This is a genomic window from Marinobacter sp. UBA2498 (genome assembly GCF_002341575.1).
GTDB classification, from domain to species: Bacteria; Pseudomonadota; Gammaproteobacteria; order Pseudomonadales; family Oleiphilaceae; genus Marinobacter; species Marinobacter manganoxydans.
In genome coordinates this window covers 25,837-46,426 of the sequence record NZ_DDOI01000011.1, presented here as the reverse complement: position 1 = coordinate 46,426, position 20,590 = coordinate 25,837, and the positions used below count along the sequence as shown (strand labels likewise).

The following is a 20,590-nucleotide window of genomic DNA, read 5'->3' as shown; positions in this document are numbered from 1 at the left end:
TCTGACGTTCCCGTGTTACATCAATGATCACGCTATTCCAGCATATGTCTCCGTTTTCACGCTGTTTGGGAGTGCCGGTACCACTCAGTCATTTCACAACACCGGATGCTGACTTGATCCGCCACTCGTGCCTCCAGAAGGTCATGGTTTCCGCAGCACCAGGAATCGACCGGGCCAGTCCCTCGACATTTTCAGGCATCATCATTTCCCACAGTGGGTCTGAACTCATCGGAATTCCAATTATTAGGAGTCCTAATTTAAGATAGGGGGTTGGCGCCTGATTTTCCAAGAGGGCGTGGTGAAGTGTAGGAAAAGATTGACGATTTCGATGCCGTTTTATGCCAGGGAAATGCGGTAACGAGTGACGCCAGCTTCTTCTTCTCTGGTCCATTCAATCCGGTGGCCGGTGATATCACAGAGGGCCTGAAGGTCCTTTCGGCCGGTGGGGTCATCCGCCAGGAAGTCGACCTGCGTTCCACTGGGAAGGTCTTTGGTCCGCTTTTTGAAACGTAAGACGGGGAGAGGGCATACCAGACCGACGGCGTCGATCTGGTATACCTCGGACTGATCAGTCAAGGCGAACGCTCTCTGCGCTGGTTTGTTCCGCCGACGACCAGCCAAATTGGTTCAGCACCATTGGTGCAGCCGTGGCAATGAGCAGGGCCGCGATAAAAGCCGAAATCATTACCTTCACGACGAACCTCCTTTGCCTTGTTTGGCTTCAACCTCAGCGACCCACAGATCGTGGTGTTGACGAGCCCATTCGAGATCAACCTGGCCGTTACCCATAGCGTCGAAGGCACCTTCCATGCCGACCGAGCCGATGTAGATGTGGGCAATGATGGCCAGCATCATCACGAACGCCACGATAGAGTGCCAGATGTTGGCATACTGCATCTCTTCGTGCGGCGTCAGCACTGTCGGCAAATCCGTTCCCAAAACAGTGTTCACGACGCCAAACGTCTTGGCAAACATTGGAATTTCAAACGGAAACAACAATGACAGGCCCGACAACGAGACTGAAAAACCCAGCAACATCACGGTCCAGAAAACAATTTTCTGACCGGCGTTGAACTTCCTCGCTGACGGATGGGCGTTGGTGAAGATGCCGCCGCCCACTTTGAGCCACTGCCAATCGAGCTTGTTGGGGATGTTGTGCGCCACCCACATGAAGAAGGTCATCACCAGCCCCAACATAAAGGCCCACGCAATGTTGTTGTGAAGCCATTTGGAGCCGGCAGCCAGAGTGGCAAAGGCCTCGGGCCCCATAACCGGAATGAGGAAACTGCGACCCATCAAGGTGATTAACCCCGTTATAGCTAATGCGACAAACGAGCCCGCCAACAGCCAGTGACCAAATCGTTCGATGGCTTTGAATCGTTCAACCGTGGTGCCCGCAGGGCCGCCTGTGATTTTGATTCTTCCGCGCACAAAATAGAACACTGCCAGTAGCGCAATGATAGCCAGGATTGCACTGCCACCGTAAGTGATGACCGGCCCCTCTCGTAACTTGTACCAGGGTATGCCTCCGTCCTGGATCAGGACGTCAGCGGCAGGCCCCCGGGCCTGGGTACTGGGGTCAATCTTGTTGTATCGAATGGCACGATAGATGTCGGAATCCGAGCGCCCTCCCAGGGTGCCGAGTCGACCACTGATCGGTGCCGCATTGGCAGGATTACCCAGGTTTTCCGAGCGAAAAGACTCGTCAATTTCCAACTGTTTTTGACGAGCCAGGATGTCTTCCAGGGTTTGAGCACCCCCGGTAGACGTGCGATCAACCGCGGGGGCCTCTTGCGCCCAGACAGGATTAAACACCAGTGTCGCCAGTGCAAGGACGACAGCACCTAACAACTTACGCTTCATGCGAGCACCCCAAAAGAATCAAGAAGAAGAGTTCGTTGCCGCCATGAGTTTTGCGGGGCCCGGGGGGCCCCGAAACTCATGGCGGGCTTAAGGGACCTTCTTCCCATAGGCCGTGCCCCATCCCCAGGCGCCGGAACCGAAACCACGGCTCACCACACGCTGGCGATAGATGTCTGCCACCTCGCTGCCATCACCGGCCAGCAGCGCTTTGGTCGAGCACATTTCGGCACAGATTGGCAGCTTGCCCTCGGCAATGCGGTTGCGGCCGTACTTGGTGAACTCAGCTGTTGAATTGTCTTCTTCAGGGCCGCCTGCACAGAACGTGCATTTGTCCATCTTGCCCCGGCTGCCAAAGTTGCCCGCCTGGGGGAACTGAGGCGCACCGAAGGGGCAGGCATAAAAACAATACCCACAACCAATACACAGATCCTTGGAGTGCAACACGATACCGTCTTCGGTCTGGTAGAAGACATCCACAGGGCAAACGGCCATACAAGGCGCGTCTGAACAGTGCATGCAAGCTACCGAGATCGAGCGTTCGCCAGGCTTACCATCTCCGATGGTCACCACGCGCCGGCGGTTGATACCCCAGGGGACTTCATTCTCATTCTTACAGGCCGTTACGCAAGCATTACATTCGATGCAGCGTTCGGCATCGACCAGGAATTTTGCGCGTGCTTTTCCCTCAAGTGCCATGATTTACACCTCTTGTTATGCCGGCATAATCGAACACAGGGTGGCTTTGGTCTCTTGCATCTGCGTGACCGAGTCGTACCCGTATGTTTGAACCGTGTTGGTGGATTCGCCCAGAACGATGGGGTCTGCGCCCTTGGGATACTTGTCCCTCAGGTCCTTGCCTTGATAGTGCCCGCCAAAGTGGAATGGCATGAAGGCCACCCCCTCTCCGACACGTTCGGTCACCATGGCCTTGACCTTGATCCGCGCGCCTTCGGGGCCGGAAACCCAGACATCATTGCCGTCACGGATGTTCAGGTTGTTGGCATCGCGTGGGTTAACCTCGATGAACATTTCCTGTTGCAATTCAGCCAGCCAGGGGTTTGAGCGAGTCTCATCACCACCACCCTCATATTCGACCAGACGGCCGGAGGTAAGGATGATCGGGAACTCCTTGCTGAAGTCGTTCTTCTGAATGGACTCGTACAGGGTAGGCACCCGCCAGAAAGTCTTGTCTTCGTATGTCGGGTAATCCTTAACCAAATCACGACGGTTGGTATATAGCGGTTCGCGATGCAGCGGTATCGGATCCGGGAAGTTCCAGACCACGGTGCGGGCCTTGGCATTACCGAAAGGTGCGCACTCGTGCTTGATTGCCACACGTTGAATGCCGCCAGACAGGTCTGTCTTCCAGTTGGTTTCCGGGCCGGCCACGGCTTCAATACTGGCCCGCTCCTCAGCCGTCAGATCGCCATCCCAGCCCAGATCCATTAGCATCTGCATGGTGAATTCCGGGTAGCCGTCCTTGATCTCGGAGTTCTTCGAGTAGACGCCATCTGCCAACAGGCTTTCGCCATCACGCTCGACTCCGAAGCGGGCCCGGAACGTCAGGCCGCCTTCGGAAACCGGCAACGACATGTCGTACAGGTTGGCAGTGCCCGGATGGTTCATCTCCGGTGTGCCCCATGAAGGCCACGGTAAGCCGTAGAAATCACCATCACAAGGTCCACCGACTGCACGCAGCGTAGTCTTGTCGAAGTGGTGCTGATATTTCATGTGCTTCTTGAGGCGCTCAGGGGACTGGCCGGTGTAGCCGATGGTCCACATGCCACGGTTGAACTCGCGGGTGATGTCCTCAATCGACGGTTCGTCTCCATCAATGGCAATGTTGCGGAACATGCGATCGGTGAAGCCGAACTTGTCCGCAAACAGCTTCATGATTTCATGATCGACCTTGGAGTCGAACAGCGGCTCTACTACTTTTTCTCGCCACTGCAGAGAACGGTTCGACGCGGTTACCGAGCCGTAGGTTTCGAACTGGGTGGTCGTGGGCAGCAGGTAGGCACCCTCTTTGCGATCGTGGAGTACGGCAGAAACGGTCGGGAAGGGATCCACTACAACCAACAGGTCGAGCTTTTCCATCGCTTCCTTCATTTCCGTCATACGGGTCTGGGAGTTGGGCGCGTGGCCCCACAGCACCATGGCCCGGGTGTTGTCTGGCTGCTCCAGGTTCTCTTTGGCTTCCAGGACACCGTCAATCCATCGGGATACCGGAATGCCTTTCTCGTTCATCATGGCTTTGGATTTGCCGTTCTTGTCCCACACGGCAAAGCGGCCTTTCAGGTAGTCCAGATCCTCTTCCCAGACTCTTGACCAGTGGGCCCAGGCGCCAGCGGACAGACCATAATAGCCGGGCAGAGTGTCGGCGAGCACGCCCAAGTCGGTAGCACCCTGAACGTTGTCGTGCCCCCGGAAGATGTTGGTGCCACCGCCAGCAACGCCCATGTTGCCCAGTGCCAGTTGGAGAATGCAGTAGGCCCGGGTGTTGTTGTTACCATTGGTGTGCTGGGTACCACCCATGCACCAAATAACGGTACCCGGGCGGTTGTTGACCAGAGTGCGGGCCACACGCTCGAGTTGAGCGCCCGGAGCGCCGGTTACACGCTCGACTTCTTCCGGATTCCAGCGTTTTACTTCCTCACGAATCTCATCCATGCCCCACACCCGGGTGCGGATGAACTCTTTGTCTTCCCAACCGTTTTCGAAAATGTGCCAAAGTATGCCCCAGACCAGCGCAACGTCGGAGCCCGGACGAAAACGGACGAACTCATCGGCGTGCGCGGCAGTGCGTGTGAAACGCGGATCGCAGACGATGAGAGGTGCGTTATTCTCTTCCTTCGCCTTAAGCACATGTAACAGCGAGACCGGGTGCGCTTCGGCAGGGTTACCCCCGATGATGAAGATGGCTTTGGAGTTGTGGATGTCGTTGTAGGAATTGGTCATTGCGCCGTAGCCCCAGGTATTGGCTACGCCGGCGACGGTGGTGGAGTGGCAGATACGAGCCTGGTGGTCCACGTTGTTGGTGCCCCAGTAGGCCGCAAACTTACGGAACAGGTAGGCCTGCTCGTTGTTGAACTTTGCGCTGCCCAGCCAGTAGACCGAATCGGGACCGCTTTGCTCACGAATTTCGAGCATCTTGTCGCCGATTTCGTTGATGGCGGTATCCCAGGAAATCTTCTGCCACTGGCCGTTGACCATTTTCATGGGCGACTTGAGACGACGCTCGCCGTGGGCATGCTCCCGTACGGAAGCGCCTTTGGCGCAGTGAGCACCCAGATTGAAGGGGCTGTCCCAGCCTGGTTCCTGCCCGATCCATGTTCCATTCTGCACTTCAGCCTCGACCGTGCAGCCTACCGAACAGTGCGTACAAACGGATTTTTTGACGACGACTTCGCCACCCCCGGTCGTTGGGGCCGCAGCTTCAACCCGTCCCGATGACAGCGACAGTGCGGCCAGACCACCCACTGCCACGCCAGACGTTGTCAGGAACTGACGACGGTCCAGAGTCTTGGCAGCGAGAGAAGAAAGCAAAGAGCCTGCACGGGAGCTTTTCGCTACCCCGTTGGTCTTCTTCCTTAACATGTCGTTTACCTCTCTCTTTATTATTCTCGTTTTTTCGGAAAGCTGAATCTCTCAAGGGCCTTTCGCAACCTCGATCAACTCAAATCCCCGTTAAAAGCGAGCCGATTCGAAATACTTACGTGTGTGTTCGGTATCACGTAAACCGCGGCTTTTCGGCGCGTCTTGTCTGACGACCTCCGCTGCGGCGTTCGGTGCAACCGTCATTGCCACCGCAGCCGGTGCTGCAGCAGCGGCCATTTGCAGGAAACGGCGACGGCTGTTTTCACGCTTCGGGTTGTCCATTGGACACCTCCCCCTGGGTTTATGGGACCTTGAGATCCCGGTTACTGAATTGCAAAGGCGTCGGCTTCTACCGCCATGAAGGCTCGACCGAGCGAACCCACTGGTGCGTAAAAAATGGCGCTTTGCGCTTCTTCCAAGTCGGTAAAAAACAAGGCTGCCCACTTTGCCAGGTGGGCATCAAAAAATGCTTTTTGCGACGGCAGTCCGCTGTCGCATGGAAATTCCCCGGTGATGATGCCCGCCATGATTTCGCAGAGGGTGCCGATGTGATCTTCCGGCTCCTTTACGTCGCTGCGGGATTTGATACCGCGGGTCATGAGATCCGTACGCAGCTCCGCCAGGGGCTTCTCATTCAGGAAGCCGGTGAGGTAGTAGCTGGCATAGGGGAGCAGTTCTCCGCGACCGAGTCCGACAAACAGATTGTTGAACTCTCGCTCGGCGTCATACGGGTTGGTGCGTTCGGCGAGGGCTGCCAGGTTTTTGCAGGCCGAACCGAGTGGCGTCTCGTCGCCTTGTAATGAAGCCAGCCCTTTCAGCAATTCACTGGAGGGCGGGTCTACAAGCAGGACGCCAAGCAGCTGATAGATCTGGGCCCTGGCACGATCTTCTTCAGAGATCGAACGCGGGCACTGGATTTCCGCAGTGTTACTCAATTCCTGTTCCTTCTAATTATTATGTGCGGCCTGTCACGCTATTCTAGTACACAATCCAGAATATTGGCCTGACCGACCTTTAACTTGCTAATAGCTGAAACGTATTCTGCTAATAGTCAAAACGCATACGAGGACGGAATCGTGGTTCCGGCTCCTCTTCCGAGTAGGTCGCCTCTTCTTGGGCAAGCTGCTGCTCGGGAAGTTCCGTCGGCGTTGCCATATCTTCCAGTTCGGGACTGTCCTCAGAATCCGGTTCCTCGGCGGTTGTGGAATCAGGCCCTGCCAACGACGAGACTGCCTGCTTTTCCGACTGATCGTCCACGACGTCCGCGGCTTTTTTGGCTTTGTCGACGAGCCCCTCTCCAACCTTGTATAAAGTTTTCACTGTCTGTCCGGCCGTCGAGGCCAGTGTGTAGTCCTCATCGTAATCATTGAGGCCGTCCAGAACGGCCAGTACCGGGTTGGATTTCCAGAGTCCCCTCAGGGCCTTGCGGCGGAGGAACTCCGGAATTTCCTTGCGCATGAAACCGGTGATGTCCGTACCCAGCTCAATGTTTTCCGGGTCAGGCAGGCCATACTTCTCTAGCAGCTCGTGTTCCGGCAATGCTTCATTGATTGCCAGTTCCTGCTCCTCCGGGGCTGGCTCAGCCTCGATAACCGGAGGAGGGGATGGTTCCGGGCGCTTGGCGGCTTCGGCCTTCTTGCGAGCCCAGCGCTGAAGACGTGATTCGGCCATCACTGAATTCTCGGCTTTTTGATGTTCGAGGGAGCACGAAAAACGTCACTTTCCTGACGTATGCGCGGGTCGCCCTTGGCGTCCTCAACGCCATCCACGCGGACTTCGTCGCGACGACGTTTTTTGAACGGCTCCTCGATATAGTGCATATCGATAAACTCTTTTATCCAGGCTGCAAGGGATTCAGGAATAGGAACCGCCTCGACAATGCTTTCGCCACTGTCGAGGGCATCCAGAGCCTCATGGGCGCTGGCTGTGACGGTGCTGACAACCCACCCGGACGGCGACTGGCTCGTTACATCTTTGTCCAGGATGATCCAGACCGAAGGGGCAGCCATGTTCAGGGAGACCAGATAGCCTTCAACATCGGCCCGGAACAGCTCCATCGTAACCGTGCCCGCGTGGTAATCGACCACGTCGCCCTCGCGAACCATTTCTTTCCAGAACGCCTCAGGCGCCCCCGGTATGACGGCAACAGGCTTCCAGATAACCTTTGCCCAACGAGTGACCCCCGGAGACCGGCGAACGACGGCGCCGACCTTCAATTCGCGTTGCCATTGATCTGTACGACTACTCATGGTGCTTCTCATTTTTTGTAATAGCGTAAAAATAGCAGGGCACAAACGATTATCCAATTGTCCAAAAGATAATGCCTGTGGCATGCTCGAAAAGCGATACGGAAGCGTACACGTATAAAAACAACGAAAGAGTCAAACTCCTGATGACGGCATCCAAGACCCTATTACTATGTAGCTGCGACAAATCACAGACCTTCGATTCAGAGGCCCTGCGCAAAGCCGCGGCCGCGGATCAGGTCATCGCAGTGGATCAACTGTGCGGCAACGAAATGAGTATTGCCGCCGAGCACCTGGGCGCCAGCAGTGACGTGCTTATTGCCTGTGGCCAGCAGGCGGCTTTTTTCGAGCGCCTTGCGGAGGACGTTTACGCCGAGACCCAGCACTCAGCGCCGCTCCAATCCATTGATATCCGGGATCGCGCCGGCTGGAGTGCCCCCGACGCGAAGCCCGAACGGTTGCACGCCAAGCAGGCCGCCCTGGTTGCCGCTGCCCAGCTGCCGGCACCAATGGCGCCGGCAAAAACCATCCAGTCCAGCGGCGTGTGCTGCATTGTGGGTCCCACCGAACAGGCCATAAGGATGGCCGGACTGGTGCAGGACGAACTGGGCGTGACCTGCATTGTTAATGATGCCGGCCCGATCCAGCTGCCATCTGCTGCCTACGACGTGGCCAAAGGGCAGTTGACGGGCGCCTACGGCGCACTGGGCAATTTCAAGCTGGAATTTGCGCACCTGCAACCCCTGCATCCGGCCGGTCGCGGTGAGCTGGATTATGAGGCAGCCAAGCCCACCGCCCGCAGCGAATGCGACGTGTTCATCGATCTGCGTGGCGGTGCCCCGGCATTTCCCAGCCACGAGAAGCGCAACGGTTACTTCTGGGCCGACCCGAAGAAGACCGGCGAGCTGGAGCGCATTGCCCTGACGGCCAGGGAAATGGTGGGTGAGTTCGAAAAAACCGTGTACTTCAGGCTCGAAGAGTCGCTCTGCGCGCACTCCCGGGCCAACAAGCCCGGTTGTACCCGTTGCCTGGATGTATGCCCGACGGAAGCCATTTTCTCCTTTGGCGACCATATTCAGATCGATTCGGACATTTGCGCCGGCTGTGGCTCCTGCGCCGCCGTTTGTCCCACCTCTGCGGTGACCATGAATGAGACGCCATTCGAGGCGATCACCAAGGCTGTTGAAGTGATGGCCAAGGTCTATCGCGAGCATACTCACGAATCGCCACGCCTGGTGTTCCATACCCTGGAGGCTGGCACAGAGGCCATTGCCAACCTGGCCCGCTACGATAATGGCCTCGCGGATGATCTGATCCCGATGGGGCTCGAGCATGTCGACCGGATTGGGCACGCTGAAATCATGGCGGCGTTCGGCGCCGGCTACGCCGAGGTTCTGATCCTTGCGGACAATGAGCTGGATCGCCGGGCGGTGACTGCGGAAGTGGAACTGGCCCAGGCCATGCTCAAAGGCACCCACAACTCGCCGAGCCGGGTGCGGGTCATTTCCGCCATCGAACTCTGCGATGCGGGTGACAATGCCGGGCGAGTGAGCGATCCGGTTCTGCTGGTTGGCGGTCGCCGGGATATCACACGGGTGACAGTGGCTGCGATGTCGGACAAGATCGAAGAGCCGATTCCGCTCCCTGTAGGCGCGCCATACGGTGCGATCGAAATTGATTCCGATAAATGCACGCTCTGCCTTGCCTGTGTATCACTCTGCCCGACGGGCGCCCTTGGTGACCACCCGGATCGCCCCGAGGTCCAGTTCACGGAAAACGCCTGTGTCCAGTGTGGTATCTGCGAGAGTACCTGCCCTGAGACCGCCATCACCCTGAAGCCCCAGCTGGATGTGTCCAAGGCGGCGCTGAGTGCCCGGGCATTGCACGGTGAGGAGCCATTCGAATGCATCAAGTGCGGAACCCCGTTCGGCGTTGCCAGCACCATTAACCGGATCGTCGAGAAACTGGAAAACCAGCACTGGATGTACAAGAACTCTGATAACGTGCAGCTGATCAAGATGTGCGACGACTGTCGGGTCAAATCCCAGTTCCATGGTGACAACGCACCCATGGCGGCCGGTGAACGCCCCAGGGTCCGCACCAGTGATGATTATCTGGACAGCTAAAAACAACAGGACACATCATGGTTGAGTACACCGAAGTAGGAAAAAAACCGAACCTGATCGGAACCGACGCTCCCCAGCCTCAGGACAAAAACCCCAGGGGCGTTGATCGGATCATCGCCATCGCCTCGGGCAAGGGTGGCGTTGGCAAATCCACCGTGTCGTCCAACCTGGCGGTTGCCCTGGCCTCGAAAGGTCTCAAGGTCGGCCTGCTGGACGCCGACGTCTACGGCCCGAGCCAGCCCCGCATGCTGGGGGTTTCCGGTCGGCCGTCCAGCCCGGATGGAAGCACCATCCTGCCGCTGAGAAACCACGGCGTAACGCTGATGTCCCTGGGCCTGATGGCCCCGGAAGACGAAGCCATCGTCTGGCGCGGGCCGATGCTGATGGGCGCCTTGCAACAGATGATGAACCAGGTGGAATGGGGACGGCTGGATGTGCTGCTGGTGGATCTGCCGCCGGGCACGGGCGATGTCCAGATGACCCTGAGCCAGAAGTTCTTTGTTGCAGGAGCGGTTATCGTCTCGACGCCCCAGGACATCGCCCTGATGGATGCCCGCAAGGGTATTGATATGTTCAAGCGGATGGATGTGCCGCTGTTCGGGTTGATTGAAAACATGGCCTCGTTTATCTGCGATGGCTGCGGCAAAGAGCACCATCCGTTCGGACACGGTGGCGCGCGGGCGGAAGCCGAGAAACTCGGTTCGCCGTTCCTGGGAGAGATTCCGCTGGATCTCGATATCCGGGTGGGATCGGATGGCGGAGTGCCGATTGTGGTATCCAAGCCGGATAGTCCCCAGGCGCAAGCGTTCCAGCGCATCGCCGATGAAATTGTTGCCTCTGACGTCTACGCCCGGGCCATCCAATGATCGATACACCCCAGTTCCCACCGTTACTGACCGGGGAGGTGGTACCCAGGCACACCGACCCTTTTGACAAGGCCGTGAGCCGGGCCATTGCGGGCGTTGACTCCGGCACGGTGTTCTACTCCGAGCAAGGCGACAGCCTGCGTGCGGCCCTGGTGCTGGCGCCGGAAACACCCCTGGAAGAGGCCATTCAGGCGGTCTATGTCGCCCAGATAGGTCTGGCCGAGAGTCTGGGTGCTCTGGCCCCGCCCGAAGTCCCCGTACACTTTGTATGGCCCGACCGCATCAAGGTCAACGGAGCTGTCTGCGGAAGCGTCCGGTTTGCTGCGGACGTGTCTGATCCGAAAGCGCATCCTAACTGGTTGGTCATTGGCGTTGAGGTGCCCTTTATCCCGATGACCGACGAGCCGGGAGAAAATCCGAACGAAACCTGTCTGTACGAAGAAGGCTGCGTTGAAATCACGCCCATGGCCCTGTTGGAAAGCTGGTCCAAACACACGCTGTTGTGGCTGACCTACTTTATGGACAGTGGCTTCGAGCGGGTGCACAACGAATGGCGGCCCCGCTGTGACACGTTGGGCAAGACAATCGAACGGCCCCGGCCCGGACTTTTTGTTGGCCTGGATGAGAAAGGCCGGATGCTGTTGCGTCAGGATGTGATGACCGAGACATTGAGCTTGATTGAATTCGCGGAGCACGTATGAAGCTGGCCCGAACCCTGCAATTGGATATATCGGACGAGAACGTATTTGAAAAGCCTGCGCCCAGCGGCGAATGGGCGATCTCCGGTGGCTTCGAGTTTTCCAACTGGACCGAAGCAGACCTGAAAGGGAAAGCCCGCCAGGCGTTCACTAATGGCTGGTACAGCATTGAGTCTGGCGGCCGCGCCAGTTTCGTGGGTGTATGCAATATCACCGAGCCGGAACTGGAGCAGGTGCGACGAACCCTCGCCCAGACATTTGTTGACCATTATGGCGCGCCGAGGATTGATGCTGCCTATCCGGTGGCCTGTGCAGAAATCGATCAGATGCGCAACATGTGTGAAGACTTCGAGGACAACACCTTGCTGATGGTCAGCCGCACGCTGACCGAGCTGGGTGTCGAGGAAACCTACCGTTCCCGGGGGCCGCAGGATGCTTCACTGGAGGCCTTTGCGGTGCACGGCAGCGTTGACTGATTACAGCCCGAAGCTGCCGTAGGGAATAAACCGCACGGGGGTGCCCGGCTCTATCTGCTGGGCGCTTTCATCCAGTTCCACCAGTCCGTCGGACCAGGCCAGGCCGGTCACCCGGCCGGAGCCTTCCGAACCGAACACCTCAACCTGCCCATCCCGAACCCGTGCCCGCAGCATCTCGCTGCGCCCGGGTTTTTTGTTCTTGGAAAAATTGGCCGGCATCACATAGGCCTGTGGCTCAAACCATTCCGCGCCTGCCAACAACGCCATGGCCGGAGCACCAAACCGCAGGGCACAGACCCAGGCGGCCACCGGATTACCCGGCAGCCCAACGACCGGCGTGCCCTGGAACATGGCGAGCGCCAGAGGCCGGCCGGGTTTAATGGCGATGCGCCAGTTGCTGATGTCGCCATGGGCTTTCAGTGTTTTTGACACGTGGTCTTCGTCGCCGGCAGACACGCCACCGCTGGTCAGGATCAGGTCGCAGTGTTCCGCGCCGCGCTCAAGCGCTGCTTTCACCTCTTCGGCCCGGTCCAGCGCATGGCCTAGATCCACGAGCTCGTAGCCCAGTTGCGAAACCAGGGCGCTGAGCATAGGGCGGTTGGCGTCGTAAATCTGCCAGTCGGTAACAGTTGCCCCGACCGGTTTCACTTCATCACCAGTGGACAGCACACCAACTCGCAGTCGTTGATAGATGTCGACGGATTCCACGCCCACGCTGGCTAGTACCGAAATCTGGGTCGGGCTCAGGCGGGTTCCGGTTGTGAGGATCTTGTCCTTTGCCTTTATGTCTTCTCCGGCTTTGCGGGCATTGGCGCCTGCTTTTAGCGTGCCGTTCAGGTGCAGATGGCCATCCGCGACATCGCAGTCTTCTTCCAGAACCACGGTATCTGTGCCGGCTGGAATGACCGCTCCGGTCAGAATCCGGATTGCGTGGCCTTCGGGCACCTGGCCTGTGTATGGCTCACCGGCGGCACTGCGACCTTCGACCAGGGGTAGGGTGCAGGGCACGTCCGTCACCGGTCCGGCCAGGGCATAGCCGTCGACGGCGGAATTGTTGCTTGGGGGATGAGCCCGGGGCGCATGGACATCGTTTGCCAGGATGCGGCCGTTTACCTGGGAGAGGGGAACGGCGCGCTCAATCTCCACCACAGGATGTAACCGTGAACGCAAACGCTCAAGGGCCTCTTCAACCGGGGTCCAGTTGACGCCGGGGGGTAGGGCAAAGCAGTCGTTGCGAAGCGGTTTCATGGATCTTCGGCTCCTGGTTGGGCTGTTCAGGCTGGCTGACGGTTGAGAATAAAATCAGCGATGGCGGGGATATCGTTGATGTCGAACACGGGTCCCGAGAACTCGGCAGCGTAGTCCGACGCCACGGCAACAATGCTCGGATCCTCGGTGAACAGCGGTGACCGCGAACCCTCCCGCCGGTGCACCTCGATCTTGGCGTGGGAGTGGGTCTTGAAACCCTCCACCACCACCCAGTCGCAGGGGCCCAGCCGGGACAGTAATTCGTCCAGCGTTGGCTCTGTTGCCCCCCGGAGTTCGTGCATGATCGCGAAGCGCTGACCACCGGCCAGTATGACCTCACGGGCACCGGCGTCCCGGTGCTTGTAGCTGTCTGTTCCGGGCTGATCCACATCCACCATGTGGTGGGCATGCTTGATCGAGTTGACCGTTAGCCCTCTGCTGGAGAGCTCCCGAATCAGAGCCGCGGCCAGTGTGGTCTTTCCGGAGTTTTTCCAACCTACGATGCCTATTACGTTCACTTCAGGTGCTGCTCCGCCCAGGCCAGATCGTCCGGCGTATTGATGTTGAAAAAGTCGCCCTCGTCGAACACTACCAGGGTTTCGCCCTGGGCCTGTGTCCACTGGCGGATCTTGCGCACGCCATCGTTCAGGGCCGCCCGAAGGTTGTGGCGCAAGGATACCTGCCAGCGACCAAAGGTTGGCTGTGGCAGTCGGCCCCGCTCGGCGTCCGGCGTGGCTGCCAGTACCACCGGGGTATCATATCCGGCCAGTCTTTCGGCCAGGTCCCGGGGAAAGGAGGGCGTGTCCGCGGCAACGCTGATCAGCCAGTCATGGCCCTGCTCGGCCGCCCAGTCCATGCCGGCCAGTACACCGGCCAGCGGGCCGGGAAAGCCCTCGATGGAGTCTGCGACCACTGGCAAACCCAGATCGTCAAACCGATGTATATCGCCGTTGGCATTCAGTACCACCGCGTCAACCTGCGGCGTGATTCGCTCAATAACCCGCTGGATCAATGACTGGTCGCCAAGCATAAGCCGGCCTTTGTCGCCGCCGCCCATCCGGTTTGCCTGGCCGCCGGCCAGGATGACTGCGCAATCGGTCACGCCGTGCCTCCGTCAATCATGCCGAGCCCCTTTTCGACGCAGCTTTTTGTCTTCATCGGGAACCTGCGAGAGGTCCTGATCGAACACCAGGCGGTGTTGGCCGCTCAGGCAGGTGAATTTCTTGCCTCGCATCCGCCCGATCAGGGTCAGCCCGACTTGCCGGGCAATATCGACGCCCCAGGCGGTGAAGCCGGAGCGGCTGATAAGAGTGGGAATGCCCATGAGCGATGTCTTGATCACCATTTCCGAGGTGAGTCGCCCGGTGGTGTACAGCACTTTATCGGCCGCAGAAATATTGTTCAGGTGCATCCAGCCAGCAATCTTGTCCACGGCATTGTGGCGCCCGACATCCTCCATATAGGCCAGGATTTTCTGGCCCTGGCAAAGCGCGGTGCCGTGGATGGCGCCGGTCTCCATGTACAGGCTGGGTGTGTGGTTGATCTGGTAGGAAAGGTCGTAAAAGGTGCTGGTGTGTACCGGGGTGTCTGGCAAAGATAGCCCTTTCAGTCCGGCCATCATGTCGCCAAAGACCGTGCCCACCGCGCATCCGGAGGTACGGGTTTTCTTTTCCAGCTTGTCCTCGACATCAGTAACGCTGGAGGTTCGAACCACGGCAACCTCGAGTTCTTCATCAAAATCGATCCCGGTGACCTCATCGGTCTCTTTCAGCATGCCCTGGTTGAGCAGGAAGCCGAGGGCCAGGTACTCGGGGTGATCGCCAATGGTCATCGCCGTGACGATCTCCTGGCTGTTCAGGTAGATGGTCAGTGGGCGCTCTTCGATCACGCTGATCGATTTGGCCTCGCCGTTTTCGTCAACACCTTCTACCGGCCGGGAAAGCCGGGGATCCGTGGGATCGGGAAGTATGGGATCAATCGTCATTTTTGTTATAGCCGTTTCATGAATGCCGCAGAATGGAAGTTGTACGGAGATTGGCAGAGATTAGCTTATTTGGCATTCGGGAAAAACAGCTGCTTTCAGCCAATAAAAAGCCCCGGCCATGCCGGGGCTTTTGCTTTGGGTAAAACCGGGTCAGGCCAGGGGCCTTAGAACTTTGCCCGATTTGTCCTACTGGGCGTTCGGGAAGAACAGTTGCTGCCCGTCTACTTTGAAGTCGGCAATTGCCTTCTGTCCGTCGTCGGACAGCAGCCAGTTATGCCATTTTGCGGCCATCTCATGCTTGAGGTGCGGGTGCTTCTCTTCAGAAAGCAGCAGGCTGCCGTACTGGTTGAACAGCACTTTGTCACCTTCGAAGAGCAGCTTCAGGTTCTGGCGGTTTTCAAACGCGACCCAGGTTGCGCGGTCTGACATCACATAGGCATCCATGGCGGCGGCAGTGTTCAGGGTCGGGCCCATGCCGCTGCCCAGTTCGCGATACCAGCTGCCGCCCGGTTCAACACCGGCACTTTCCCACAGGCGAAGTTCTGCACGGTTGGTGCCACTGTCGTCACCACGAGAGGCAAACGGTGCCTCTGTTTCGGCAATGGCAGACAGCGCTTCAGCGGCGGTTTTCGCTTCGCTGATGTTGGCCGGATCATCGGCAGGGCCAATTAATACAAAGTCGTTGTACATCACGTCGGCCCGCTCTGTGGCGTAGCCGTTCTCCACAAAACGTTTCTCGCCGGCGGTGTCGTGTACCAGAAGGCTGTCGGCATCACCACGGCGGGCGATTTCGAAGGCCTGGCCGGTACCAACGGCGACAACGCGCACTTCGATGCCAGTGGTGTCCTCGAACTTTGGCAGTATCGAATCAAACAGGCCCGAGTTCTCGGTTGAGGTTGTCGAGGCCAGCGTTATGTAATCTTCGGCATGGGCGCTGAAGGCCAGGCCCATGGTAGTGACGGCTGCAAGAACCAGGTTAAGTGTCTTTTTCATCTTGTTATCTCCTTTTGGTATTCATTCATCAAGAAATCGGTAGTCCGATGCGGTTTCTTATTGGTGGATCAGGCTACGAGCTCGCCGTTGAGGTAGGCTTGTGCGTGGCGCGAGACAGGGGCTCGGAAAAAGATATCTGCGGATGTGTGCTCCTGTACTTTGCCTTCAGAAAGGAACAGGACGTCGCCGGCCAGTCGACGTGCCTGGTGGAGATCGTGCGTGGTCATTACAACGCGGGTACCCTGCTTGTGAAATTCCTGCACGGCGGCTTCCACGGCCTTGATCGCAGCCGGATCCAGTGCGGAGGTGGGTTCATCCAGAAACAGCACTGCCGGTGAAAGCGACCAGGCTCGTGCCAGTGCCAGTCGTTGTTTTTCACCACCGGACAGCACCCGGGCGGGCGTGTCGGCGCAGGAGGACAGACCGAACCGCGCCAGGGCTTCGAGTGCCAGTTCTGTTCGCAGCCTGCGTGGCACGTTGTTGACTGCCAGTGCGTGCCTGAGGTTGGCCAGCGCCGAACGGCGCAGAAGCACGGGCGTCTGAAAAACCATGGCCTGCCGGGGCGCGCTGGTACCTGACCAGGTCACGGCTCCCTCCGTCGGTGTGAGCAGGCCGTGCGCCAGTCGCAGCATGAGGCTCTTGCCGGCGCCATTGGGGCCCATTACCAGCGTGGGGCCGGGGCCATCGAGCGTGAACGAGCAGGGACCAAAGAGCCGGTGCCCGAAAGGGTTGAACTCAACGTTTTCAAAACGCAGCGAAGGGGGTGCGCTGAGCTCGATCGAATTGTTGAGAGGCACGTTCAACGAAGTCATCCCATGCGCCTTTTTGCCATTTCACTCAGAATGTAGGCCGTTGCGTTGATGGCCATAACCAGGGTCAGGAGCACGATGCCCAGACCCAACGCCAGGGGCAGGGCGCCCTTGCTTGTTTCCAGCACGATGGCTGTGGTCATGACCCGCGTTACACCATCAATGTTGCCGCCAACCATCATCACGGCGCCTACTTCGGCGCTGGCCCGCCCGAACCCTGCGAGCAGAACGGTCAGCAGGGCGAAGCGGGCATCCCACAGCAGGGTGGGCATCATGCGCGCCCTGGACATGCCCAGAGAGACAAACTGTTCCCGGTATTCACCAAGCAACTCCTCCACTTTTTGCCGGGAAAGCGCAGCGAGAATGGGCAATACCAGAATCACCTGCGCAATCACCATGGCGCCGGGCGTGAACAGAAGCCCCAGCTCCCCGAGAGGCCCGGCCCGCGACAGCAGCAGGTAAACGCCAAGCCCGGCCACAACCGGAGGTAATCCCATGAGCGCGTTCAACGCCACAATTACCCCGCCGCGCCCGGGGAACTGCCATAACGCGACTGCCGCACCGAGCGGAAAACCCAGCGTTGCCGCTATCAGGACTGCCAGAAGCGAAACCTGCAGCGAAAGCACCACGATCTGGTACAGCGAGGCGTCGAGATTCACCAGTAGCGACAGCGCTACGTAAAACGCATTATCTTCCACAGCAGCGTCTCCTTATTGTTGAGTATCGTGGCGTTTTTAACTACGCTTTGCACAGCCTGCTGAAAAATATGCAGCCAAAAACAGTCTGGTGCTTTTGCCCGATCCGCCGGAGAAACCGATGTCCCTTCCCGCCTATCTCACTACGGCCGAGGCCGCCGAGTATCTGCGCCTGAAAGAACGCAAGGTCTACGATCTGGTCAGCCAGGGTGTCATTCCCTGTGTGCGAATTACCGGAAAGCTATTGTTCCCACGCCAGCGTATTGATTTGTGGCTGATGAACCACCTGGAAGGGGACGACGCGATCAGTGCGCCAACCCCGCCGGTGCTGGTGGGCAGTCAGGACCCGCTGCTCGAATGGGCGGTAAAGGAGAGCAACGCAGAGCTGGCCATGTTGTGCCAGGGAAGCGGTGATGGGGTGCAGCGACTGGTCGATGGTCGGGCCATGCTCGCGGGTATGCATATCTGGCACGCCGAGAGCGAGCGTTATAACGATCCGGCAACCCTGGGTTTGACCGGGATGCGAGACCTGGTGCTGATTCGTTGGGCCAAGCGACAGCAGGGCCTGCTCCTGGCGCCGGGCAATCCCCACAAACTGACACAACTGGAGGATATCGCGCGGCCCGGTCTTCGCCTGGCCCATCGACAGCCGAATGCCGGTGTCAGTCATCTGTTGCAGAGCCTGCTTGCCCGCCATCGTATCGAGGGCAGTCAGCTGACCTGGGCCGAGCATCCTTCACTCAGCGAGGATGATCTGGCCCTGGCCATTCGCCAGGGGGAGGCGGACGTGGGCATAGGTATAGAAGCGGCGGCAAGGCGCCAGGGCCTGGCGTTTATCCCGCTGCAGCAGGAGCATTTTGACTTGGCCATGCGCCGGCGTCATTACTTCGAACCCGCCATGCAGCGATTGCTGGCTTTTGCCCGCAGTGAACGATTTGTTCAGCGAGCGGAGGCATTGGGTGGTTATAATATCAGTGAGCTTGGAAACGTTGTGTACAACGCCTGAGCAAAAATAATAAACAGGCAGATCAAGCAGGGGCCTGCATGGGGTCAATCGGAAACAGAACGGTCAAAGAGTTCAGCGGCGCTTTGGGTGACATTGGTACCCTGCTGCCACTGAGCCTCGGCGCCATTGGCGTAGCCGGGCTGGCGCCGGTACCGGTTCTGCTGGGCTTTGCTCTCTTCTATATCGCCACCGGGCTGTATTATCGACTGCCGGTGCCCGTGCAACCCATGAAAGCGGTGGCCGCGCTTCTTCTTACCACCCAGGTCAGCGCCCAAAGCCTCGTTGCCAGTGGTGTTCTGATCGGTGCTATTCTTCTGATTCTCGGTTCAACCGGGTGGATCAACCGGGCTGCGCGCCTGGTACCGGGGTCGGTGTTGAGCGGCCTGCAGTTGGGGCTGGGGTTGTTGTTGGCCAGCATGAGCCTGGAACTGATGACTACCTCTTTGCCGTTGGGGCTCCTGGTCCTTGGGTTGCTGGCCGTCACCCTGAAACTTTTCCCCAGTTGGCCTGCGGCACTGCTTGGTCTTGCCGTTGCGATGGTTCTCGGGGCGCTGCTGGGCTCCCCCGGGCTACCGCTACCGGCCGATCCGGCGATTTTCTCGATGCCGGAGCTGCCCTCAATGGATGACTGGCAGCAGGGATTTTCCATCCTGGTGCTGCCACAACTGGCGCTGACCATCACCAACGCGATCGTTCTGACGGCCCTGGTGGTCGGGGATTATTTCGGCGACCAGTCCCGGGTCTCGCCTGCGCGTCTTTCCGTTACAACCGGCCTGGCCAACCTATGCCTGGTTCCGTTCGGTGCCTTGCCCATGTGTCATGGCGCTGGGGGTGTTGCGGCACACTATCGCTTCGGTGCCCGCACGGGCGTTGCGCCCGTCCTGCTGGGCGTGGGGTTGCTTCTGGTGGCAATCGTACCCGGCGGGCTGTCGTTTATCGCGGCTGTACCCGCGGCCGGTCTCGGCGCCCTGCTCATGGTCGCAGCTGTCGAGCTTGGCCTCACCAGGCGTCTCTGGACCGCGAAACCATCCTGCTGGCCGGTGATCGGAATCACCGCACTGATTACCTTCTGGGCCGACCCGTTTTTCGGATTCCTGGCCGGGGTGGCGGCGGAGACGTTCCGGACTGCCTGGTTGCGGGGACGATTCAACGGTGTGCATCAGGACTGAGAGAGTTGCCTCAGTCTCCCAATACCCCCCGAATGCCAACGTTTTTATCCTGCGGATCAAACAAAGCGCCCGGATTCAGGATGCCCTGAGGATCCAGGAAGTGCTTGCCCGCCGCCAGGGTCTGACGAAACAGCGGTGATGTCTGCTGCTCATAGCCAAAGCGATGATCCCGGCCAACGGCGTGGTGATGTGTGACGGTAGCGCCTTGCTCGGCCAGCACTTCCATGGAGATGCGCTTGAGCTGTTTCCACTTTTCCAAGGCCTTGCCCAGATCGCCGGTAGTGTCGCCCACGCAATAAAACGTGAAATAGGGCGCAGGCCCGTCCGGGTAAACATGGGTAAAGCGGCAGGAGAATGAAAATGGTCGTTGCGTGATCTCGCGAAGCGCGGACTCCATGGTTGATCTTACTGCCTTGTAAAGGCTCGGGAACCTGTCCCAGGTGATCGCGGTTTCGAAGGTGTCGGCAATCATGCCCATGGCGGTTAATCGATTGCGCCAGTAGGGCATTCGGATAAAGGCATTTCTCCAGGACTCGGCTTCGCTGGACCCTTTTTCTGCATGATCCGGGTTATAGCTAATGCCATCTTTTTGCAGAACACCGCCATGTTCTTCGGCAATGGCGACGGCCCGCTCGATTTTCTGGTCTTGCGGATGATCTGCGGATTCGAAACCAAGAACCAGAATGGCGCAGGGTTTGTCAGCGATCCGGTTGATCACCACTTCGGCCTCATCCAGTAGACGGCAATTCGACGGGAATAAACCCGATTGCGCGATCTGTCTGACAGCATCGACACCGTTCATGAAGCGATCAAA

General features: G+C 58.6%; 23 protein-coding genes. 6 read left to right on the top strand and 17 right to left on the bottom strand.

Features of this window, described 5'->3' with window-relative positions; genetic code table 11:
- Positions 1 to 336: 336 nt before the first annotated feature.
- From B2W52_RS01235 to B2W52_RS01195, 9 genes are all read right to left on the bottom strand, one after another.
- Positions 337 to 576: a sulfurtransferase TusA family protein gene (locus B2W52_RS01235; RefSeq protein WP_273073027.1), complete on the bottom strand. Its 240-nt coding sequence runs from the start codon at positions 574 to 576 to the stop codon at positions 337 to 339.
- On the bottom strand, positions 569 to 694 hold the full coding sequence (locus B2W52_RS01230) for a hypothetical protein (protein ID WP_264752631.1): 126 nt from the start codon (positions 692 to 694) through the stop codon (positions 569 to 571). The genes B2W52_RS01235 and B2W52_RS01230 overlap by 8 nt, the downstream gene beginning before the upstream one ends.
- Positions 691 to 1,863 carry a formate dehydrogenase subunit gamma gene (locus B2W52_RS01225; protein WP_008177275.1) on the bottom strand — a complete coding sequence of 391 codons (1,173 nt, stop codon included), beginning with the start codon at positions 1,861 to 1,863 and terminating at the stop codon, positions 691 to 693. Before B2W52_RS01225 ends, B2W52_RS01230 begins: the two co-directional genes overlap by 4 nt.
- 87 nt (positions 1,864 to 1,950) lie before the next feature.
- Positions 1,951 to 2,559 carry a formate dehydrogenase FDH3 subunit beta gene (gene fdh3B, locus B2W52_RS01220; protein ID WP_008177277.1) on the bottom strand — a complete coding sequence of 203 codons (609 nt, stop codon included), beginning with the start codon at positions 2,557 to 2,559 and terminating at the stop codon, positions 1,951 to 1,953.
- Positions 2,560 to 2,574: 15 nt separating this feature from the next.
- Positions 2,575 to 5,460: a formate dehydrogenase subunit alpha gene (locus B2W52_RS01215; RefSeq protein ID WP_092031118.1), complete on the bottom strand. Its 2,886-nt coding sequence runs from the start codon at positions 5,458 to 5,460 to the stop codon at positions 2,575 to 2,577.
- Between the two features lie 90 nt (positions 5,461 to 5,550).
- Positions 5,551 to 5,742, bottom strand: coding sequence for a twin-arginine translocation signal domain-containing protein (locus B2W52_RS01210; protein WP_008177284.1), 192 nt, complete (start codon positions 5,740 to 5,742; stop codon positions 5,551 to 5,553).
- A 41-nt stretch (positions 5,743 to 5,783) separates the two neighbouring features.
- A complete protein-coding gene (locus B2W52_RS01205; RefSeq protein ID WP_008177286.1) occupies positions 5,784 to 6,395 on the bottom strand; it encodes a TorD/DmsD family molecular chaperone in 612 nt (203 codons plus the stop codon).
- Positions 6,396 to 6,504: 109 nt separating this feature from the next.
- Positions 6,505 to 7,131, bottom strand: coding sequence for a DUF3306 domain-containing protein (locus B2W52_RS01200; protein ID WP_014579229.1), 627 nt, complete (start codon positions 7,129 to 7,131; stop codon positions 6,505 to 6,507).
- Entirely contained in the window at positions 7,131 to 7,709 is a 579-nt protein-coding gene (locus tag B2W52_RS01195; protein ID WP_092031113.1) for a DUF3305 domain-containing protein, read from the bottom strand. Before B2W52_RS01195 ends, B2W52_RS01200 begins: the two co-directional genes overlap by 1 nt.
- A gap of 143 nt (positions 7,710 to 7,852) precedes the next feature.
- On the opposite strand from B2W52_RS01195, the gene B2W52_RS01190 reads away from it, so the two are divergent.
- Genes B2W52_RS01190 through B2W52_RS01175 form a run of 4 tightly spaced genes read left to right on the top strand, consistent with a single transcriptional unit; the run spans position 7,853 to position 11,872 of the window.
- On the top strand, positions 7,853 to 9,832 hold the full coding sequence (locus tag B2W52_RS01190) for a 4Fe-4S binding protein (protein ID WP_053113870.1): 1,980 nt from the start codon (positions 7,853 to 7,855) through the stop codon (positions 9,830 to 9,832).
- Positions 9,833 to 9,849: 17 nt separating this feature from the next.
- Complete coding sequence (locus B2W52_RS01185; protein WP_075267633.1) at positions 9,850 to 10,698, top strand: Mrp/NBP35 family ATP-binding protein; 849 nt, start codon at positions 9,850 to 9,852, stop codon at positions 10,696 to 10,698.
- Complete coding sequence (locus tag B2W52_RS01180; protein WP_008177292.1) at positions 10,695 to 11,399, top strand: biotin/lipoate--protein ligase family protein; 705 nt, start codon at positions 10,695 to 10,697, stop codon at positions 11,397 to 11,399. The genes B2W52_RS01185 and B2W52_RS01180 overlap by 4 nt, the downstream gene beginning before the upstream one ends.
- Entirely contained in the window at positions 11,396 to 11,872 is a 477-nt protein-coding gene (locus tag B2W52_RS01175; RefSeq protein WP_273073026.1) for a DUF6505 family protein, read from the top strand. Before B2W52_RS01180 ends, B2W52_RS01175 begins: the two co-directional genes overlap by 4 nt.
- On the opposite strand, the gene B2W52_RS01170 is transcribed toward B2W52_RS01175, so the two are convergent.
- The 7 genes from B2W52_RS01170 to B2W52_RS01140 form a co-directional block, all read right to left on the bottom strand.
- Positions 11,873 to 13,120, bottom strand: coding sequence for a molybdopterin-binding protein (locus tag B2W52_RS01170; protein ID WP_053113871.1), 1,248 nt, complete (start codon positions 13,118 to 13,120; stop codon positions 11,873 to 11,875). It lies immediately after the preceding gene.
- Positions 13,121 to 13,146: 26 nt separating this feature from the next.
- Positions 13,147 to 13,638, bottom strand: coding sequence for a molybdopterin-guanine dinucleotide biosynthesis protein B (mobB, locus tag B2W52_RS01165; protein WP_008177303.1), 492 nt, complete (start codon positions 13,636 to 13,638; stop codon positions 13,147 to 13,149).
- On the bottom strand, positions 13,635 to 14,222 hold the full coding sequence (mobA, locus tag B2W52_RS01160) for a molybdenum cofactor guanylyltransferase MobA (RefSeq protein WP_273073025.1): 588 nt from the start codon (positions 14,220 to 14,222) through the stop codon (positions 13,635 to 13,637). Before mobA ends, mobB begins: the two co-directional genes overlap by 4 nt.
- A 12-nt stretch (positions 14,223 to 14,234) precedes the next feature.
- Entirely contained in the window at positions 14,235 to 15,104 is an 870-nt protein-coding gene (gene fdhD, locus B2W52_RS01155) for a formate dehydrogenase accessory sulfurtransferase FdhD (protein WP_053113876.1), read from the bottom strand.
- Positions 15,105 to 15,290: 186 nt separating this feature from the next.
- The gene (locus tag B2W52_RS01150) at positions 15,291 to 16,097 is read right to left on the bottom strand and encodes an ABC transporter substrate-binding protein (RefSeq protein ID WP_104270520.1); all 807 of its coding nucleotides are present in this window, start codon (positions 16,095 to 16,097) and stop codon (positions 15,291 to 15,293) included.
- A gap of 68 nt (positions 16,098 to 16,165) precedes the next feature.
- A complete protein-coding gene (locus tag B2W52_RS01145; protein WP_104270521.1) occupies positions 16,166 to 16,909 on the bottom strand; it encodes an ABC transporter ATP-binding protein in 744 nt (247 codons plus the stop codon).
- Positions 16,906 to 17,604: an ABC transporter permease gene (locus B2W52_RS01140; RefSeq protein WP_053113881.1), complete on the bottom strand. Its 699-nt coding sequence runs from the start codon at positions 17,602 to 17,604 to the stop codon at positions 16,906 to 16,908. Before B2W52_RS01140 ends, B2W52_RS01145 begins: the two co-directional genes overlap by 4 nt.
- A 118-nt stretch (positions 17,605 to 17,722) precedes the next feature.
- Here B2W52_RS01140 and B2W52_RS01135 point away from each other — a divergent pair, with 118 nt between their 5' ends.
- Positions 17,723 to 18,607, top strand: coding sequence for a helix-turn-helix transcriptional regulator (locus tag B2W52_RS01135; RefSeq protein WP_053113883.1), 885 nt, complete (start codon positions 17,723 to 17,725; stop codon positions 18,605 to 18,607).
- 38 nt (positions 18,608 to 18,645) lie between these two features.
- Positions 18,646 to 19,776 carry a putative sulfate/molybdate transporter gene (locus B2W52_RS01130; protein ID WP_053113885.1) on the top strand — a complete coding sequence of 377 codons (1,131 nt, stop codon included), beginning with the start codon at positions 18,646 to 18,648 and terminating at the stop codon, positions 19,774 to 19,776.
- A gap of 10 nt (positions 19,777 to 19,786) precedes the next feature.
- On the opposite strand, the gene B2W52_RS01125 is transcribed toward B2W52_RS01130, so the two are convergent.
- A partial coding sequence (locus B2W52_RS01125) for an FAD-linked oxidase C-terminal domain-containing protein (protein WP_286801024.1) occupies positions 19,787 to 20,590 on the bottom strand: 804 nt, incomplete at its 5' end.

Coding starts and splice junctions, on each gene's coding strand:
- B2W52_RS01185 (WP_075267633.1), top strand. CDS start 9,850: ATGGTTGAGTACACCGAAGTAGGAAAAAAACCGAACCTGATCGGAACC.
- fdhD (WP_053113876.1), bottom strand. CDS start 15,104: ATGACGATTGATCCCATACTTCCCGATCCCACGGATCCCCGGCTTTCC.
- B2W52_RS01200 (WP_014579229.1), bottom strand. CDS start 7,131: ATGGCCGAATCACGTCTTCAGCGCTGGGCTCGCAAGAAGGCCGAAGCC.
- B2W52_RS01195 (WP_092031113.1), bottom strand. CDS start 7,709: ATGAGTAGTCGTACAGATCAATGGCAACGCGAATTGAAGGTCGGCGCC.
- B2W52_RS01190 (WP_053113870.1), top strand. CDS start 7,853: ATGACGGCATCCAAGACCCTATTACTATGTAGCTGCGACAAATCACAG.
- B2W52_RS01180 (WP_008177292.1), top strand. CDS start 10,695: ATGATCGATACACCCCAGTTCCCACCGTTACTGACCGGGGAGGTGGTA.
- B2W52_RS01170 (WP_053113871.1), bottom strand. CDS start 13,120: ATGAAACCGCTTCGCAACGACTGCTTTGCCCTACCCCCCGGCGTCAAC.
- B2W52_RS01175 (WP_273073026.1), top strand. CDS start 11,396: ATGAAGCTGGCCCGAACCCTGCAATTGGATATATCGGACGAGAACGTA.
- B2W52_RS01215 (WP_092031118.1), bottom strand. CDS start 5,460: ATGTTAAGGAAGAAGACCAACGGGGTAGCGAAAAGCTCCCGTGCAGGC.
- B2W52_RS01135 (WP_053113883.1), top strand. CDS start 17,723: ATGTCCCTTCCCGCCTATCTCACTACGGCCGAGGCCGCCGAGTATCTG.
- B2W52_RS01130 (WP_053113885.1), top strand. CDS start 18,646: ATGGGGTCAATCGGAAACAGAACGGTCAAAGAGTTCAGCGGCGCTTTG.
- B2W52_RS01210 (WP_008177284.1), bottom strand. CDS start 5,742: ATGGACAACCCGAAGCGTGAAAACAGCCGTCGCCGTTTCCTGCAAATG.
- B2W52_RS01225 (WP_008177275.1), bottom strand. CDS start 1,863: ATGAAGCGTAAGTTGTTAGGTGCTGTCGTCCTTGCACTGGCGACACTG.
- B2W52_RS01145 (WP_104270521.1), bottom strand. CDS start 16,909: ATGACTTCGTTGAACGTGCCTCTCAACAATTCGATCGAGCTCAGCGCA.
- B2W52_RS01150 (WP_104270520.1), bottom strand. CDS start 16,097: ATGAAAAAGACACTTAACCTGGTTCTTGCAGCCGTCACTACCATGGGC.
- fdh3B (WP_008177277.1), bottom strand. CDS start 2,559: ATGGCACTTGAGGGAAAAGCACGCGCAAAATTCCTGGTCGATGCCGAA.